Genomic DNA, 16622 nt, shown 5'->3' with positions numbered 1-16622 from the left:
AAAAAGGTGGAATTTATGCAAATCGTAAAAGTTACTCCGAAATCTGCTGAAATTGAACGCATTTGCGGGCGCGAAGTCGCCCCGAGCAAGGAAATTCACGACAAGGTGATGCAGATCCTTGCCGACATCAAGAAGGGTGGCATCGCGAAGGCGACGGAATACGCCCAGAAGTTCGACGGCCTAAAGGGCAAGAACATCCGCGTGCCGGTTTCGGCCATCGCGAAGTCTGCCGCCAAGTGCCCGAAGGAACTGCAGAAGGCCCTGAAGCAGGCCATCAAGAACGTGCGCGATTTCCACCAGAACCAGATGGAAGAATCCTGGCTCATGCAGGGTGCCGACGGCGTCGTGCTCGGCCAGCGCATCCGCCCGATGAAGCGCGTGGGCCTCTATGTGCCTGGCGGTGCGGGAATCTACCCGAGCACCGTCATCATGAACGCTGTCCCGGCTCTCGTGGCTGGCGTGGAAGACATCGTGGTCGTGACCCCCATCAAGGGCGAAATCAACCGTGCTGTGGCATTCGTGCTGCAGGAACTCGGCATTGAAGAAGTCTACCACATCGGCGGCGCTCAGGCTATCGGCTTGCTCGCTTATGGTGCGAAGGATGCCAAGGGCAAGACCGTCGTGGAGCGCGTCGACAAGATTGTGGGACCGGGCAACGTTTTTGCGGCCATCGCCAAGAAGGAAGTCTTTGGTGTCGTGGACATCGACATGGTGGCTGGCCCCAGCGAAGTGCTCGTGATGGCCGACAACACCTGCGATCCGGACTTCGTGGCGGCAGACCTTTTGAGCCAGGCGGAACACGGTTCCGGCTTCGAGGCGGCCATCTGCATTACCGACAACATGGAAACCGCCCAGATGATTAGCGCCTGCGTGGATATCCAGGTGGAAAATTCCCCGAAGAAGGAACTCCTCGAGAAGGTGCTCGGCAACTTCGGGCGCATCCTCGTGGTGAAGGACTGGTTCGACGGAGTGGAAATAGCGAACCGCATCGCTCCGGAACACCTCGAAGTTATGACCAGCGAAGCGGAATCTATGGCGGCGCAAATCGAAAATGCGGGTGCGGTGTTTATCGGCCCGTGGTCCTCTGAGCCGGTGGGCGACTACTTCGCGGGCCCGAACCACGTGTTGCCTACCAACGGCACGGGCCGCTTCTTCAGCCCGCTCGGTGTGTACGACTTCTTAAAGCGCATGAGCATCATCCGCTACAGCGAGAAGGCCATCAAGAAGAACGCGAAGGCGATTGCCGCCGTCGCGACCGAAGAGGGCTTTATCCACCACGCTGCCGCAGTTCTCAAGAGGCTGTAGAGTCTGTTTCGATAGAAATATGTAAAAGCAAAAAAGCCGGCATTGCCGGCTTTCTTTGTCTCTGTAGGAACCTTATTCGCCGAGGCAGTTGTCCATCGCGGCGATAATCTTCTTCTTGTCCATGTGCTGGCCGATGAACACGAGGCGGATGATGCGGTCACCGTACTTTTCGTCCCACACCTTTACGAGGTCCGGATTCTCGCGCAGCAGGCGCTTCTGCTCTTCTTCGCTCTCGCTGGCGAACCAGGGCCCGAAATTCTGTGCGGAAGCCTGCTTGCCGGCCTGCTCGAACAGGTAGCTGTTGTTGCGTTCGTCCTCGAACCACACGAGGCCCTTGGTGCGGATGATGCTCGTGGGGTAGTTGTCGAGGATCGTCTCGAACTTGTCGCGGACAAGCGGGCGGCGGCGTTCGTACACGAACGTGCTGATGCCGTATTCGTCGCCATGCGGATGGTCCTTGTCGTGGTGGTGGCCGCAATGGCACACGCCGTGCTCGTGGTCGCAGTGGCTGTGATCTTCGTGGTCGTGCTCATCGTCATGGTCGTGATGGTGGTGATGCTCGTGCTCGTCGTGGTCGTCATCATGGTCGTGGTGGTGATGCTCGTGTTCGTCGTGGCCATCATCGTCGTCTTCGGGCTTCGTCTCTTTCATGAGTTCCTTGGCCCAGGCGGCGGAGTTCCCGACCTTCTCGAAGTCGAACTGCTTGGTATCGAGGATGTCCTTCATCTCGACCTTGCCGTAGTTCGTCTCGATCATCTTGGCTTCGGGCTGGAGCGCGCGGACAACCGCCTTCACGTGTTCGAGGTCGTTCTTGCTGATGGAATCGACCTTGTTCATTACGATGGTGTTGCAGAACTCAATCTGCTGGATAAGGAGGTTCGCGATGTCCTCTTCTTCGAGGTCGTTCGAAAGCAACTTCTGGCCGCCCGCGAATTCGTCGGCGAGGCGTGCGACGTCCACCACGGATACGACGTTGTCGAGGTGGCAGGCGAGGGGGCGTCCGTCGCGGCTCTGCAGCTGGCTGCCCGCCATGCAGATGGTCTGCGCGATAGGCACGGGCTCGCAGATGCCGCTCGCTTCGATGAGGATGTAGTCGAACTTGTTCATCTCGAGGAGTTCGGCAATCTGTTCCAGGAGGTCGGTCTTGAGGCTGCAGCAGATGCAGCCGTTGCTGAGCGGCACCACCTTTCCGGAATCTTCCTTCGTGATGTTACCGCCCTTCTCGATGAGCGTCTGGTCGATGTTCACTTCGCCGATGTCGTTCACAATGACGGCGACGTGGTAACCCTGCTGGTTGTTGAGGACAAAGTTCAGGAGGGTCGTCTTTCCGGCTCCGAGGTAACCGGTGAGCAGCGTAATAGGTACAGATTTCATTTTCATATCCTTCGGATGAAAGTTTTTTTTCTAAAAAACGCAGACTGTTCAGCCTGCGTAGTTCAATCGGAATGTCACCCTGGAGCCGTAGGCGATAGGGTCCAGAATGACTTTTTCCAGTTACAATTCCGGCTGCTTGCCGGTGAGGCGCACGAAGATTTCTTCGTACTTCGCGAGCGTGTTCTTCACGACGTCTGCCGGGATTTCCGGACCCGGGTAGGTCTTGCCCCAGTCGAGAGTTTCGAGCCAGTCACGCACGTACTGCTTGTCGAAGCTTTCCTGGTTCTTGCCCACCTGGTACTTGTCAGCCGGCCAGTAGCGGCTGGAGTCCGGCGTGAGCACTTCATCGATGAGCACGGTTTCGCCGTCGATTTCACCGAATTCGAACTTGGTGTCGGCGAGGATGATTCCCTTGCTGGCAGCGTAGTCGCGTGCCTTCGTGTAGATGTCGAGGGACATGCTCTTGAGTTCGGTGGCGACCTTTTCGCCCACGATGTCGAAGGTCTGTTCGAAGCTGATGTTCTCGTCGTGGCCGACGTCGGGCTTGGTGCTCGGCGTGTAGAGCGGAGTCTCGAGCTTCTGGCAGAGCTGCAGGTTGGAGGGGAGCACGTGACCGCAGATGCGGCCCGTCTTCTGGTAGTCCTTCCAGCCGGAACCCACGATGTAGCCGCGCACGATGCATTCCACGGAGTGGCGCTTGGCCTTCTTCACGATCATGGAACGGCCGCGCAGGTAGTCGGCGTGCTTCTTGAGCACTTCGGGGTATTCGTTCACATCGGCGGTGATAAGGTGGTTCTTCATGCCGAGGTGCTTGAACCAGAACAGCGAAAGCTGGTTGAGGATTTTGCCCTTACCAGGGATCGGGGTGGGGAGCACCACGTCAAAAGCGGAAAGACGGTCGCTGGCGACCATCAGGAAGCTGTCGCCCAGGTCGTACATGTCGCGTACTTTGCCCTGGTGGAACAGCGGAACTTCGGTAATGGGGGTATCAAATTTTAGACTCATAGTGTCCCCAAATATAGCAATTTACTCGACTTGCTATTCGACTTTTTCGGGCCAGGGGTGCTTGGGGTAGCGGCCTCGGAGTTCCTTCCGGACTTCGGCGTAGGTATTCTGCCAGAATCCGGTCAGGTCCCAGGTTTTCTGGATGGTGCGGAAATTCGGGGCGAGGATGTCGTAGCGGACTTTTAGCTTGCCATCGGCGATTCGGTGTTCGCCGCGGAGCTGCATCAGGTCTTCGATTCGGGCGGATATTTCGACCAGTACGCCGTCTACGCTCTGGACAGACTTCCCGTCTTCGCTATTGTTGACGGGCTGGTAGCTATAGCGTGCGCGTTTGCCGTTCGGGAGCATGTAGTGGTCAGGGAAGGTCTTGTTGAGCCAAGGCAACATGGATTTGCCGAAATAATCTTCCACGATACCCCGGTAGCGGTCCTCGTTGATATCGCGCAGCAGGAATTTCCCGCTGGTAAGTTCGTCGAATATCAGTTCCATGTCCTCGTCGTTGAATTCGGGAAGCCCGTATTCGGGGTATAGCTTCGCGGCGAGTCGCATCTTGGTGAGGAGAGTCTGGACATCCTCGGTGAGGTAGCGTCCGCTCCAATTTTCCTTTTCGATTTTTTCGCTCCAGGCGACGGCTGTAAGTTTTTTCAGTTCGTCGAGAACTTTCGGCGATGCTTCCTGCGTGAGGATTTCCTTGCGTGAAAGTTCGGTGCGGTCTCCGTCTGCGTTTGCCGTTTCGCGGATCTCGATACCGATGAACCGTTCCTGCCCGTTTCTCCAAAGGAGCTCGTAGCGGGTGGAGGCGCTTTCGCCTTCGAGCATCTCCTTTGCGATGGGGGCGTAGAGGTTGACCTTGAGTTCGGACTTGGTGGTCCCGGTACGGAGCATGCAGAGGGCAAGGATCGCATAGGGCGGTTCTGCAACCTGTAAACGGATGACGCTCTGGTTTGCGAGTTTGTATGCACTTCCGCTTGGGGTGGCAAGTCTGTCGGGAAAGGCTTTCAGAAGCTGCTTGCAGACAAAGGAATGGTTCCCGTCTGCCGATTCCGACGGGGCTAAGGTGTCCCTGTAATCGCGCAACTGACGGAGCGTAAACATGACTTCGCGAGGTGCTGCCGCTGTCTTTGATAGCGTATCGGCTGCGAGCGTCAGAATGTCGTAGGCGATTTTGCTTTTTTGCAAAAATTCGGTGCCGGAATGAATCCAGGCTAGAGCGGCAAGCAACAAGTCGGGAAGTTCGCTCTTGCTTTTTGCGGAAGCGAGGAGCAATGCGAGCGGGATGTTTGAAACAGGAGTGCGGATGGCCTTGAGACCTAGTTCGGTAATGGCGCCGTCCTTGAGCATTCCGAAACCTTCGAGGAGCTTGGTCGCCGCAATTTCTCGGGCTTCTGGAATTGCCGTCGGGAGCGTTATTCCTGTCCCTGCGGAGGAGGAAATCTCACGTTCTAGCGCCGCTTTTTGCAGCAACAGTTCCGAGGGCTCTATCTGAGTGACTTCGGGGACGATTCCGCGCGGCATGCGCTTTTCGCTTTCCTCGCTCCACAGGCGTATGGCGCATCCGTTCTGCGTGCGTCCGCTACGGCCGCTTCTCTGGATGGCGTTCTGCATCGAGATGGGTAGCGTGCGGAGAACATTTACCTTTTCGCTGTCGTCGTAGAGGCTCACTCGTTCGATACCGCTATCCACGACGCCCGATACGTTCGGGACGGTGATGGATGTTTCCGCGATGTTCGTTGTGAATATGACCCGCGGGCGTTCGGTCGTTTCGAAAATGCGGTCTTGCGTTTCGCGGTCCTGTCCGCCGTAGAGTTCCAGGAATTCGGCGCTGTTTTGTCCGAGCGCTTCTGCGGCGGCGCTGTGGCAGCGGGCGATTTCGGCCTTGCCCGGCAAGAACACCAGGGTGGTCTGCCAGATATGGTTGTGGTAAAGTGTCTTGAGCGCCCGCACCACTTCGGCGTCGATGCCCACGCCCGATGTAAGCGACGTTCCCGTGGCGGGGGCCTGGTGGATAATTTGCACGGGGTAGAGCGGGTGGCCGAGCGTGAGGCATTTGACGCCGAGAACCGCTTCGAGTTCCTCGCGGTTCAGCGCCGCCGACATCACTGCAATCCTTGGCGCAGCCTTCTCCGGCTCTTGCTCTCGATTGACGGGGTTGGCCGGGGTCTTTCGATTGAAAAACGCGAACAGCAGGTCCATGTCGGCCTTGCGCTCGTGGTATTCGTCGAATACGATCCAGTCTGCATCCATTTTCCCGTGCAGGAGTTCCTGCAAGAAATTTCCGTAGGTCTGGAAGAGGATTCGCGTCCCCGCGCTCTTGCAGCTATCCTGCCTGAACTGGTAGCCGACGGTCTTTCCGCAGGGTTCTCCGTGCAGCTTCGCCGAAAATTGCGCCAAAGCTAACGCCGCAATCCTGCGCGGTTGCAAAACGACAACGCGTCCTGTGCAGTGCTTGCTTAAAAAGTAGGGGATGAATAGCGATTTTCCCGATCCCGTGGGAGCTTCGACAAGCAGGTTGCGCGACTCCAGGAGGGCCGCTTCCAGCTTGCCTTTTTCTTCGGCGAGGGCGAGGTCTTTGTAGGTCATTCAGCTCTAGTCGAGAGAAATGGACCCATTACCTCGGGTACTTGAGCTTTTCGCCGGTGGCAACGTCCATGTAGGGCGGTTTGCCTTCGCGGAACTTCTGGTTGATGACCAGGTTTTCGATGCGGCGGCGCAGTCCCTGTTCCGTCTTGCAGAAGAAGTACACGACCTTGTTGGTGCCCGGCACGAGGAACATGGCGAGCTTGTACTTCTGCTTCACCGCACGGCGGAAGAACATCATGTCTTCCTTTTTCGGCATCACGAGGTTGCTTCCTTCCTTCGTTTCGCAAATCATGTCGGCATCGGCGAGGAGGGCCTTCGACTTTTGCTTCAGGGCCGCGAAGTTCGGTGCGGTGTTTTTCTGGATGGTTTCAAGGTTGAATGCGCCGCCGCCTTCCTTGAGGGCCTTGCGGAGTCCGCGGAAAGCAAAAATGGCAAGAACGATGACAACGACTGCGATGAGCCAGGGCCAGTAGTTTGCAAGAAAATCAAGCATGGAAACCTCGGTGCTTCTCAAATTTTTGACGCTCCAAATATAGAAAAGGATAAGGCGTTTGGTGTGGGTTGCGGGCTTCGGAGAGGCGAATTTCTATATTTTGTAAGGTGAACCGAATTCGTAAAGTCGTATACATGGTCCTTTTCGCGCTTGTCTCGGCTGCATTTGCGGCTGCGGATTCGGCGTCTGCCGGTTGCGCGGATGGCCTGGTGGTCGCTTCGATCAACTTCGAAGGGCTCGTGCATACGAACTCCCGCGTGGTGGAGCGCGAACTCGTGAACCGCGTAGGGGAGCCTTTTGCTGCCGAAAAGTTCGAGGCTGAAAAGCTCCGCCTGCAGGACCTCGACCTGTTCACCGAGATTTCCGTTTCTTGCGAAAAGGCCGGTGAGCCTGCCGAACCGGGTCTTGTAAAACTCACATATTCCTTCAAGGAAATCTTCCGCTGGATTCCGGCACCCGCGGGCAAGAAGACCGACCGCGACGGTCTGATGCTCGGAGCCGCGCTTGCGAACATCAATGTGGCGGGCGAAGATATTCGGCTTGAGGTGCAGTACCGCACGACGGTGGACCCGTTCTTCGACAAGAACGAGGCCGCCTTCTATGCGAGTTCCCCCTACCTGTTCGGGCTTCCGCTCGGGTGGAACTTCGAATTCCTCTTGACCGACAGCTACGACAACATCCGGGGTTTCCAGGAAAAAAGCGTCTTGCTCGACCTGGATCTGGAATACAAGTTCTTGCCGCACCTGTCGATGCTGGGGACTGCCGCCTACCGCCGGTTGAGGGACTTTGCGAATCTTCCAGAATTTGGACTTGGCTTTGCTTTCGATTATCGTGACAGCAAGCTTGATACGCGCGATGGCGTGTATTTCGAATATATGCTTACGCATGTGGGTGCGGGTGAAGAATATGTTGCGTGTAGCGCCAATATCGAATCGGACGAATCAGGTGGACCGGTCGAAACGGAATCGCGCTTTTGCAACAGGGATAACGGCGAGAACTACTGGGAACTCCTGGCCGATGCGCGTGCCTACAAGACCTTCGGGCGCTTTGTAACAGGTGCGACGGCGCTCGTGCGTTACCGTCCGGGCGAGGTGAAGTTCTATGATTATTACTACCATGGCGGTGCCAATACGTTCCGCGGGCACGAGGCCGACTCGGGCTCTCTCGGCGTCCACGAGGCACTCCTTACGTTCGAAGAAAGGTTCGTGCTTTTGGAACGCCGTTCCGCAAGTATTGCCGGCGTGAACTTCTTCTATGGGGTGCAACTTGTGGCCGGTCTCGACGGAAGCCTGCTCTGGGACAGGGGCCGCCCCGGCTGGGACGATTACGAGGGCGCCGTCTATGGCGGTGTGCATCTCGTGATTCCGGCACTCGACCGCATCCGCTTCGAGGTCGGCTACAGTCCCGACAGGGGAGAACCGGTGTTCTATTTCGGGCTGTTCGACAAGGTGACATCATCCAGGTGGCGCAGTCGGTAAATGGTTTTCTGCGAGCCGGAACACTTGACTATTTCATACATAAATGTTAAATTTGCGTTACTTTTTGAAGAATAAATAGAGAGTAAATAAAATCGGGCTCGACGTGGGCCCCTGGAGTATAAATGGCTATTAACTATCTCGATCTCCCTATCGGACGCAAGTATCCCTATGAAGTGGATTGCGTCGTGGAAATCGGCAAGGACACGAACCTCAAGTACGAGTACGATGAACGTCTGCATGTGTTCCGCCTGGACCGTTGCCTGCTCAGTTCGATGAGCTATCCTTGCACCTACGGATTTATCCCGAGCACCAAGGCAGACGACGGCGATGCGCTCGATATGCTCATCTACAGCCCTGCTTCCATGATGACGGGTTCCGTCTGCACCTGTCGCGTGATTGGCGCTCTCGACATGACCGATGGCGGCAAGAAGGACTACAAGGTGCTGGGCGTGCCGACATTCAACCCGCGCCCCATCAAGGATATCGGCGACGTGGACCAGATGTTCCTGCGCATTACGAAAAACTTCTTCCAGAACTACAAGGAACTGGAAGGCAAGGACGTGCAGATTGGGGAGTGGCAGGATGCCGCGTTCGCCCGTGAACGCGTGATTGCCGCGCACAGGGCCTATTTCCAGAATCAGGTCCAGATTCCCGAGACCTTCTACCAGGAACCGGAAAGCGCGGAACACCTCCCGCCCGACGAACTGATCTGATTGCGTTTGTATAGAAAAATCGCCGGATTATTCCGGCGTTTTTTTGAGGTGTTTTTTTTTGGATGCCTGGAGTGGGGCTTCGGTTGCATGTTGCTTTTTTCGGGTGTTTCTAGTCAAAAAAAATGGCGTTTTATCTAGTTTTTTTTCTATAGCCGTGCTTTTCGATGAAAAAAAAGTATATTTAGGCCATAGTTAATCAGTAAACATAAACTCTTATGAAAGGAGAACAAATGAAAAAGTCCCTTCTTGCAGTTATCGCTGCAACGCTTGTGCTTTCGTCTGGTGCCTGGGCAGGATTCTCTGTCCATGTGGATAACAGGAAGTCTGAACGCCGTAGCGATCCTCCTCCTCCGCCGCCGCGCGAACGCCTGGAATGCCGTTTCGAGAAGCCGGACTGCCGTCCCCGTGACCGCAGTTTCCGACTCGATTACCGCAACCGCCGTGTTCAGGTTGAAGGCCGCTGCGAACGTGGCGATGCCGAAGGCCGTTTCGATTACTACTGCAATGACGGTACCCGCTGGATGATCGTTGACTTCCACCGCAACCGTCCGGAACGCGTCGACTGCCTCGATCCGCGCCGTGGCCGTATGTTCGCCGCACGCAACGTGCGTGAATGCGTCGACATCCACGACCGCTAGTCTATCCTAAATTTTATAGACGGCCCCTCCCGTACGGAGGGGCTTATTTTATTCAAAATGAAGGGACGGCTACGGTGAAAAGGAGAAGGCCCCCGCGGTTGGCGGGAGCCTTCAAGTCGGGTATCTATAAGCCGGGTTCTGTACCCCTTGCGGGGCGATGACCATCTCTCTGGGCCAGTCGTTACCGACCGCCTCAAGCGACCTACCCGGATATCCAACAGCCGCGGGCCGCAGCCGGTCCTTGCGGACGGATTCCTGCTTGGTCTTGCACCGGATGAGGTTTACCGTGCCGTCCCTGTCACCAGGAACGCGGTGAGCTCTTACCTCGCCATTTCACCCTTACCTTGCTCAGGCTTGCGCCCGAACCTGGCGGTTTGCTTTCTGTTGCACTGTCTGTCGCGTTTCCGCGCCTGGACGTTATCCAGCATCCTGCCCTGTGGTGCCCGGACTTTCCTCCAGCATTGCTGCCGGCGGCCATCCGCTACCCGCAGGCAAATTTAGAAAAATGGCATGGTTCGTGCAAGATGCGTATTTTCTATATTGTGCGTGTGCGTTTCTTGATTGCTTTTTCATTTCTTTTACTGCTTGTGGCTTTTCCCGTGGCGGCCGAATTGCCGGTTGCGGATTCTACTTCCCTTTTTCATGTGGATAGCATCGTCTACGATATCGGCGATGCGTTCGACGATTCCAAGGTGCATACCAAGTACGATGCGCTTGCCTATCGCTTCTTGAACTGGATCCATATCGAGACCCGCGAGCACACGGTCCGCAAGCTCCTCCTTTTTAATCAGGGCGATTTGGCGAATCTCGACCTGATGCTTGAATCGGAACGCTTCCTGCGCGAGCAGCGTTTCTTGAGCGACGCCTCCATTACGGTCTCCGAGGATGGCGGGAAAAACATCGTGAATGTGCATACGAGCGACAACTGGACGCTGACGATTCCGGTTAGTTTCGGGTTCAGCGGCAGCGAATGGAGCTACGACAATTTCAACTGGGGTGTCGGCGTGCAGGAAAGCAACTTCCTCGGCCTCGGCCAGTTGCTCGGGTTCTATTTCGGGCATAACGAGTTTCGCGACATGTGGCAGGTGGAATACGGCGACCCGCATTTCATTTTCCGCTACAACCATCTCGATTTTCTCTACAGCTACAATACCGACGGCTACCTCGCGAGCTGGCAGATGTATGTGCCGTTCCTCAGCCGGAGCGTGAACCAGTGGGCCTACACGCTTGCAGGCCTCAAGAACGAGAGCTATTACTACGTTTATGGCAGTGGCGACATGCCTGCCGGGGCAGTTGAGTACCCGACGGACAAACCCCTGGATTCCTTGCAGAAATATAACGGCAAGAAAACGGTCGAACTCATGCAGGTAAAGAAGTTCGTGAGCGACTCGCTGAGCTTCAGGATTAGCCGTTCCTTTGGCGGAACGCAGCGTAAGATTTACCTCGGTGCGACTTACGACTACCGCAGGCTTACCGCGAGCAAGGGAGAACTTTCGCGGTACTTGTTCACCGATGGCGAAAAGTCCTATGCCATCGATTCGGCCTCGGCATGGAACGAATGGCTTCCGGAACGCAAGGATTCGAGGCTCGGCGCTTACGTTATGTATTCGAACCTGCGCTACGAGAAGATCCGCAACTTCCACAATGCGAAGTGGACCGAGGACGTGGATCGTGGCTGGACGGCGAAGGTGCAGGTTTCCAAGAACTACGAGCAGATCGGGGCTGCCGATAACGACATCCGGTTCGATTTCTGGATGAATCTCTACCTCGGTTTCGGCATGCACCACCTGACTCTTTCGTCGAATGCGCATTTTTACCTGGACCATGGCGAAAAGCACGACTTTTTCGGCCGGCTCAAGGGAGAATACATTTTCCACCCGAATGACCGGTTCTCGACGGTGCTGACCGGGCTTGCCGACTTCTATGACGATGCGCGCCTTGGCTACCAGCTTTCGCTGGGCGGCTCCGACGGCTTTGTTGGTTTCCCGACCGGATATTACACGGGACAGGCGAGGGTCTACGGCAGCCTTGAACAGCGCTGGTTCCCGCGATTCGAAATTCTCACGCTGGTTCCCGTTTTTGTCGGGTATGGAAGCATCGGCGAAACGGCGTGGAACTTCTCGGATATCAACCGCGACGACCTGGTCTATGTGCTTGGGCTAGGCGTTCGATTTGTACAGACTAAGTCCATCTCCAGGCTGGTGAACAAGGTCGACGTGAGTGTGCCCCTGAACGGGGAGCGCAAGGGGGATCTGCATTACTCCATTACGACGAGCTACTCGTTGTAGCGTCTCCCATCCTTTTGTATATTTTCGATTATGGATGAACAAAAACAAAACGAGGTCCGTTCCCTAGCGCGCAAGATAAAGTCCATGTTCCTGCGTGTAGAGGTCATCATCGGCTTTTTTGCGATGGTGGCGGGCATTGTCGTTACGGTGATGGTCTGGAACGAGGGCTACTTCGCGGGTGCGCTGATGATGGTGCTTACGGGCATCCTCAACATGTTCCTCGCTGTCAAGGAACTGGTTGCGCCGACGGACGGCATCCTGCATTGGCAGGCGGTGTTCTTCATGATAGTGCGCCGCGCCATGTTCTTCTTGAATATCGCGCTCCTTGCGCTTGTGCTCGGCACGTTCACCAATTTGATTTAATTGCTGCTCGAAACGCGCATGCCTAGTGCACGCCGTCTTCGTTTGCGAATTCCTTTTCGCCGTACCAGGCCTGGATTTTCATGCGGGCGCTTTCGTCGAATGAACCCGAATCCTTCAGGATGTGTTCTGCCGTTTCGAGCGTCTGGCTGATGAGTTCCTGGTCGGCGATCCAGTCGAACCAGCGGAACACCCATGCGCCGCTCTGTTCGTTGCCTTCGAGGTTGCCTGCGCCGCGGTTTTGCAGGTCGAGTTCGGCAATCTCGAAGCCGTCTTCGGTTTGCGAGAACTGCGATAGCCGTTCTATGCTGGAATCCGCCGCGTCGCCCTCGGGAATCATCAGGAAGCACCATGCCTGGGCATCGCCCCGGCCTACACGGCCGCGCAGCTGGTGCAGCTGCGCCAGACCGAATCGGTCTGGCTGGTCGATGACCATGAGGTTCGCGGCGGGCACGTTCACGCCGACTTCGATGACGGTCGTCGCTACGAGAATGTGGATTTCGCCTTTCGCGAATCTTGCGATGATGGCGTCGCGCTGCGCCTCGTCCATCTGGCCGTGGACTCCCGCGACCTTGAGCGTTGCTCCTCCCGGAATGGCGCGGCCCGGCCCCGCGATGTAGTTCCTCAGTTCATCGACAATTTCGTCGACGCTCCGGGCGCTACCTTCCTCGTCCGTGCCGACGCGGCTCGCAATCCAGTAGCAGAGGTTCCCGCCGGCGGCTTCCGTGCAAATGAATTTCTTCATGTCGTCGCGCTTGCTTGCGTTTACGAGGCGCGTCTTGATGGGCTTCCGGCCTGCGGGCTTTTCCTTGATGCTTATGACCTTCAGGTCGCCATAGAGCGTCATCGCGAGACTTCGGGGAATGGGGGTGGCGCTCATCACGAGCATGTCGGGGTAGTCTCCCTTGGCAAGAAGCGCTTCGCGCTGGCCTACGCCGAAGCGGTGCTGTTCGTCGATGATGACGAACCCGAGCTTCGCGAATGTGACATCCTTGCTGAACAGCGCGTGCGTGCCGATGACGACGTTTGCAAGTCCCATCTGCAGTTCGCCGAGGATTGTCTTCTTTTCTGCGGCGGGGGTGGCGCCTACCAGCAGGCGCACGCTGAGCCCTGCCGCGTCAAAAAACGGCTTGAGGCTCTTGAAGTGCTGCCGCGCGAGGATGTCGGTCGGGACCATGAGGGCGCATTGTTCGCCCGCGCCGCATACGGCCATTATCGCAAGCATCGCTACAACTGTCTTTCCGCAGCCGACGTCGCCCTGCAAAAGCGCGTGGAACTGCTTTTTGCCGTTGAGCCCCGCGACAATCGTGTCGAGAGCCTCTTCCTGTCCGCGCGTGAGCGAGAACGGCAACCTTGCTTTTGCGGCCATTACCGTCCCGAGGTCGATTTGGCGCTCGTGACCGCGCAGTTTCTGGTTCTCGCGGCGCTTGACCATGCGCAGGCAGAACGGCAGTAGCTCGAGTACCTTGAGTTCGCGTTTCGCCTTGTAGATCGATGGGAAATCCTGCGGCTGGTGCAGCGTGCGGAGATTCGCCATGACGGGCGCGAAATGCAGGTAGTCGGTCAGTTCCCTGGGGCATAGCCCGGAGAGCGTGAGTCCCGGGAAGTTGAAAACCGTCTTGTAGAGACCGCGGAAGAACTTCTGTTCCATCCGGGCTTCGCGGCAGGCTTCGCTGATGGGGTAGATGGGCTGGATGCAGCCGTTGAATTCTTCTCCTTCGTCGATAGGCTGCAGGTCGGGATGCGTTATTTGCAGTCCGCGGTATTCACCGACCTGGCCCGTGACGAGCCAGCGGGTGCCGTTCTTGATTTTCCTGGCCCAGAAACTCGTGCCTCGGAAAAAAAGCAACTGGATTTCGCCGGAGCCGTCGGTGAGGGTGGCGATAAATCTGGAACTGCGCCCCCGCACGATTCCGGAACGGCTGATGGTGCCGATAAGCACGACCTTTTCGCCCGGATGGCAGTTGCCGATGGTTGAAACCTTGGTCTGGTCGAGGTAGGTGCGCGGTATATTGTAGAGGAGGTCCGCGATGGAGACTAGCCCCGATTTACGGAGAGCCTCGACGCGTTTGGGGCCGAGTCCTGGAAGCTGTGAAATTTCCATGGGTGGAGCCTTCTTGCTTGCGCGTTACTCGCTCTCGGCGGGGCCGGAATCCGGAAGGCTTTCTCCTTTTTCGGCACGGAGTTTCGCCTTTTCGCGGGCTGTCTTGCCGATAAGGTTCGTGTTCTTCCAGGTGAAGAGCCTGACTTCTTTGCCCTGGTCGTCGTACATCTTGACGCCCTTCGTGTCGATGGCGGCGATGAGCGCCTGCGTCTTCTTGACAAGGTCGTTCGCGCGGTCGACGAGGTCCTTCGTGTTCAGGAGCTTGTCCACGGCGGGGGTGCTCTCGATGGTTGCGATAATCTGTTCGGCCTTCTTCGTGCCTTCGGTGATGGCGTGGATGGCGCTGTCGGCCTGCGCAATTTTCTCGTTGAGGGCGTCCGTCGTCACCTTGACGGTCGTGTCCACCTGGTTTGCCATGTCGGCTACGGAATTCGCCGCTTGGTTCAGCTGTCCTACAAGCTGTTTGATGGCGGGGGAGAGCTTGTCGAGAGTCTTGTCGGCATTGTCGAGGATCCCTTCGGTCGTCTGCATCACGGTCTCGTAGATTTCCTTTACGGACTTGTGGGTGGAGTCGCCCTCGGTAATGAGCGTGATGACCTCGCGCACGTGGTTAAGCTGTTCGTTGACGTCTTCCATGTAGCGGAGCGCCTCGGCGATGCCGGGCTCGAAGTTGCCCTGGTGGATAAAGTCTTCGGGGAGGACCTTGCCGTTCTTGTTCGGGACGATTTCGAGCCTGCGCTGGCCCATGATGGCGTAGTTCACGTTGTTGAACTTCGTGCCCTCGCGGATGGTGCGGGGCTCGTCGAACTTGATTTCCACGCGGGCGCGGTCGCCCATCCAGGTCACCTTACCGATGGTGCCCACGGTGTAGCCGCGGATGACCACCGGGTCTTCGGGCTGTAGCGACCCGAGTTCCTTGAAGTCGACGTAGGCCTTGTAGGTGACCTTTTCGTGTGCCTCGAACATGCCGTAGGCGATGCCCGCGAACAGCCCGAGTAGGGCGAGTAGCGAAAAGTAGCCGATAGCCTTGTCCGAAATTTTCATGTGGTGAAATTTAACAAAAAAACGAGAAAAAGGCGCGATTCGCGCCCGAAAAAACATATATTCCTATGTAGTGAGGTGTGCTCTATGGGTCCAGGAAAATGTCTTTGGCGTTCAGTTTCGATTTTGGCTTTCGCGTGCACGGTTGCCTTTGCCGAGGAATCCCCGCGCGATACCTTCGGCATCGAGAAGTTCTATCCCACGAAGTCGGGTACTGTCGAATGGAATTCGGCGCATTGGGCGAACGGCCATGCGCGCGGTATCGAATGGGATGGCGATGCCGACGATCCGCTGGAATGGACGGACAACCGTAGCGCGGGCGACGCGTCTCCCTTCTTCAAGATAGACGGCAAGGGTGTCATGCAGATGATGAGTTCCGGCCCGCGGTTCCACATCAACAGTCAGACGTCTCGGGCCGCAAAGAAGCAGTTCTATCGCGACGTGGAGTTTACCGCCTACTACCGCAGGGGCGAGGCTTCCGCAAACGGCCCCGACTACGGCGGCATGGTGATCGGCGTGCGGAGTGGCGCGCTTGGGCATGCGAGCGGCGGGGGCAACAACTGCGACGCGAGTACTTACTACGCACGCTTCCGGCACGATGGCAAGTGGGATTTCGAGAAGGAATGGAAACACCCCGGCAGCTACTACCAGAGCGAGGGCGTGATGGGCAAGCAGACGCCTCTCTGGGGCGGCGCGAAGCTCCCGACGGGGCGCTGGATCGGCATGAAGTTTATTGTGTACAACATAACGGATGCATCCGTGAAGCTCGAACTCTACATCGATTCCACCTCGAACGGCGAGCCCGCTAACGCGAAATGGGAGAAGGTCGGCGAGGCGCTCGACGAGGGGAAGGACTGGTCCGGGGCTTCGGGCGGGGCCGCGAAAATCGACGGCTGCAAGGATTATAACGGTCTCGAGGACGCCCTCGCGCCTATCGTCGAGGGCGGGGGAATAGCCCTGATGCGCACCGACGGCAACCAGAGCAACGTGGTCCAGGGCGAATATAAATATGTAAGTATCCGCGAAATCGACCCGGAGGGCTCGTTCGGGGATGGTCCGACCTCCATCCGCCGTTCCCCCTACACGTACAGGGGCGTTTTTCCCTCGAAAGCGGCCAAGTTCGACCTCAAGGGCCGGTCCGTGTTGACAAAAAGGCCTCGTTTTCTATATTTGCCGCACCGATTTTAGTCGGAACCCTCCCGGAGCCAATGTCGGTAGCCGGGCGATAGACCAAAGGGACTCA

The 16622-nt window shown here is 57.0% G+C and carries 13 protein-coding genes and 1 other RNA gene; 7 read left to right on the top strand and 7 right to left on the bottom strand.

Annotated elements, in window-relative coordinates:
• Positions 1-15: 15 nt before the first annotated feature.
• Positions 16-1305, top strand: coding sequence for a histidinol dehydrogenase (gene hisD, locus B2952_RS00800; RefSeq protein ID WP_290736103.1), 1290 nt, complete (start codon positions 16-18; stop codon positions 1303-1305).
• A gap of 72 nt (positions 1306-1377) precedes the next feature.
• Here hisD and B2952_RS00795 read toward each other — a convergent pair whose 3' ends face one another.
• The 4 genes from B2952_RS00795 to B2952_RS00780 form a co-directional block, all read right to left on the bottom strand.
• A complete protein-coding gene (locus B2952_RS00795; RefSeq protein WP_290736101.1) occupies positions 1378-2679 on the bottom strand; it encodes a CobW family GTP-binding protein in 1302 nt (433 codons plus the stop codon).
• A gap of 120 nt (positions 2680-2799) precedes the next feature.
• Positions 2800-3684 carry a phosphoribosylaminoimidazolesuccinocarboxamide synthase gene (locus B2952_RS00790; protein ID WP_290727118.1) on the bottom strand — a complete coding sequence of 295 codons (885 nt, stop codon included), beginning with the start codon at positions 3682-3684 and terminating at the stop codon, positions 2800-2802.
• A 33-nt stretch (positions 3685-3717) separates the two neighbouring features.
• On the bottom strand, positions 3718-6264 hold the full coding sequence (locus B2952_RS00785) for an ATP-dependent helicase C-terminal domain-containing protein (protein WP_290736098.1): 2547 nt from the start codon (positions 6262-6264) through the stop codon (positions 3718-3720).
• Positions 6265-6292: 28 nt separating this feature from the next.
• Positions 6293-6757 (bottom strand): hypothetical protein, encoded by a 465-nt coding sequence (locus B2952_RS00780; RefSeq protein ID WP_173366802.1) that lies wholly within the window; start codon positions 6755-6757, stop codon positions 6293-6295.
• Between the two features lie 107 nt (positions 6758-6864).
• On the opposite strand from B2952_RS00780, the gene B2952_RS00775 reads away from it, so the two are divergent.
• The 3 genes from B2952_RS00775 (at position 6865) to B2952_RS00765 (ending at position 9586) form a co-directional block, all read left to right on the top strand.
• Entirely contained in the window at positions 6865-8235 is a 1371-nt protein-coding gene (locus tag B2952_RS00775; protein WP_290736095.1) for a BamA/TamA family outer membrane protein, read from the top strand.
• Between the two features lie 122 nt (positions 8236-8357).
• Positions 8358-8948, top strand: coding sequence for an inorganic diphosphatase (locus B2952_RS00770; protein WP_173366102.1), 591 nt, complete (start codon positions 8358-8360; stop codon positions 8946-8948).
• A gap of 230 nt (positions 8949-9178) precedes the next feature.
• Entirely contained in the window at positions 9179-9586 is a 408-nt protein-coding gene (locus B2952_RS00765) for a hypothetical protein (protein WP_173366103.1), read from the top strand.
• Between the two features lie 113 nt (positions 9587-9699).
• Here the strand turns inward: B2952_RS00765 and rnpB are convergent.
• An RNA gene (gene rnpB / locus B2952_RS00760) (RNase P RNA component class A) lies at positions 9700-10074 on the bottom strand.
• Between the two features lie 60 nt (positions 10075-10134).
• Between rnpB and B2952_RS00755 the strand changes: the two genes are divergently transcribed.
• Together B2952_RS00755 and B2952_RS00750 are read left to right on the top strand one after the other, a co-directional pair.
• Positions 10135-11874: a hypothetical protein gene (locus B2952_RS00755; protein ID WP_290727123.1), complete on the top strand. Its 1740-nt coding sequence runs from the start codon at positions 10135-10137 to the stop codon at positions 11872-11874.
• Between the two features lie 30 nt (positions 11875-11904).
• Positions 11905-12237, top strand: a complete 333-nt coding sequence (locus B2952_RS00750) for a hypothetical protein (RefSeq protein ID WP_173366105.1) — start codon at positions 11905-11907, stop codon at positions 12235-12237.
• Between the two features lie 22 nt (positions 12238-12259).
• On the opposite strand, the gene B2952_RS00745 is transcribed toward B2952_RS00750, so the two are convergent.
• Together B2952_RS00745 and B2952_RS00740 are read right to left on the bottom strand one after the other, a co-directional pair.
• Positions 12260-14338, bottom strand: a complete 2079-nt coding sequence (locus B2952_RS00745) for an ATP-dependent DNA helicase RecG (protein WP_290728186.1) — start codon at positions 14336-14338, stop codon at positions 12260-12262.
• Between the two features lie 24 nt (positions 14339-14362).
• Complete coding sequence (locus B2952_RS00740; RefSeq protein WP_290728184.1) at positions 14363-15382, bottom strand: MlaD family protein; 1020 nt, start codon at positions 15380-15382, stop codon at positions 14363-14365.
• A 123-nt stretch (positions 15383-15505) separates the two neighbouring features.
• Here B2952_RS00740 and B2952_RS00735 point away from each other — a divergent pair, with 123 nt between their 5' ends.
• Positions 15506-16567 (top strand): hypothetical protein, encoded by a 1062-nt coding sequence (locus B2952_RS00735; protein ID WP_290728182.1) that lies wholly within the window; start codon positions 15506-15508, stop codon positions 16565-16567.
• Positions 16568-16622: the final 55 nt, after the last annotated feature.

The organism is Fibrobacter sp. UBA7003 (assembly GCA_002449765.1).
Taxonomy (GTDB): Bacteria; Fibrobacterota; Fibrobacteria; order Fibrobacterales; family Fibrobacteraceae; genus Fibrobacter.
The sequence above is the reverse complement of the archived record's forward strand: the minus strand, read 5'-3'. Positions and strand labels throughout refer to the sequence as shown.